This window comes from Actinoplanes couchii, assembly GCF_016862075.1.
Taxonomy (GTDB): Bacteria; Actinomycetota; Actinomycetes; order Mycobacteriales; family Micromonosporaceae; genus Actinoplanes; species Actinoplanes couchii.
This window is the reverse complement of record NZ_BOMG01000184.1, coordinates 1-1,402: the sequence shown is the minus strand read 5'-3', so window position 1 is coordinate 1,402 and position 1,402 is coordinate 1. Positions and strand designations below refer to the sequence as shown.

The 1,402-nt window shown below is 68.8% G+C and carries 1 protein-coding gene; it reads right to left on the bottom strand.

All coding sequences use genetic code 11. The features are described 5' to 3' along the window. Positions 1-14 precede the first annotated feature (14 nt). Complete coding sequence (locus tag Aco03nite_RS52395; protein ID WP_203810774.1) at positions 15-1,178, bottom strand: IS110 family RNA-guided transposase; 1,164 nt, start codon at positions 1,176-1,178, stop codon at positions 15-17. Positions 1,179-1,402 lie beyond the last annotated feature (224 nt).

Here is a 1,402-nt window from a genome sequence, read left to right as displayed (position 1 = left end):
GGCACCCCTCTGTGTCAAGAGGCGGTGAGGAGCGGTGTTCTACGGTGGTCTTCGGCGGGTCCGGGAAGTGACTTCTCCGAAGTGTCGACCTGGGGGTTTGGGTCGGCCGCGCTGGATTGCAGAGTCGCCCCCGCTTGTCCTCCCGGGCCCGTCCTGTGCCGTTTGGCGTCGGCGGCCATCTGCCGGTAGACGACGTCGGACAGCCGGCGTTTCAGGGCGCGCATGGCCTCCATGGTGGTCTTGCCCTCGGCGAGTTTGCGCCGGTAGTAGCGGCGTCCTTCGGTGTCGTTGCGCAGCTGGACGACGGCCATGATGTGCAGGACCCGGTTGATGCGCCGGTTACCGGCGCGCGACAGGCGGTGCCGGTTCTGGTCGCCGGAGGACGCGTCGATCGGGGCGGTGCCGTTCCAGGACGCGAAGTGACCGCGGCTGGTGAACCGGCTGACGTCGCCGATGTCCCCGATCAGGCGTGCGGCGCCGGACGGCCCGATCCCGTGCAGTTCCTGCAGCGTGCTGCCGGTCGAGACGACGAGCTCGGTCAACTCGGCGTTCGCAACCTTGATCTTCTTGTCGATGGTCACGAGTTCGTGGATCAGTTCGGAGGCCAGCCAGCGGCGGGTCTTGCCGACGACGTCACGCGGCCGGACGGTGTTGAGCAGAGCGCGGGCCTGCTGCGCGGACAGGAACTTCTTCGCCCCGCCGGGGACCAGTTCCAGCAGCAGGTGGTGCAGCCGGGACACGATCTCGGTGCGGGTACGGCCGAGCTGGTCGCGGCGGTCGACGAGTAGCCGTAGTGCCACGGTGGTGTCGTCGGCGGTGACCTGTCGCAGGTCGGGGGTGCGCAGGGCTACGACGGCGACGCTGTGCGCGTCGACGGGGTCGGTTTTGCGGCCTTGGCCGGTGGAGAACACCCGGGCCCGGGCGGACAGCTTCGCCGGCACGTCCAGGACGGTCTCGCCGTCGGCGACCAGGCGCTGGGCGACGTGTCGGCCGATGCCGCTGCAGCCTTCGACCGCCCAGGTCCGGACGCCGTGTTTGCGGCCGGCGGCGAGCATCGCCTGGTAGCCGTCGCTGTCGGTGCCGAACCGGCCCTTGCCCTGGACGCGTTCGCGCTGGTCGATGACCTCGATGGTCGCGGAGCGTTTGTGCGGGTCTACGCCGATGATGACCTGGCCCATGTGCTTGCCTCTCCCTCGAACCAACGATGGGTATCGGCGGGAGGGCAGCGCTACTTTGAGCTGGGCATACCCCTCTTGAGCCACTCCGCGCCGCGGTGACCGGCAGGCGCATGCCATGAGTGAGTCACACCAGAGCTGCGGTGGACAGCCGCGAGCGAGCGATCCCACCGGTCACCTCGACCAAGCCTGGCCGGGCTGCGGTCGTACTTCAATGAAACAAGTAG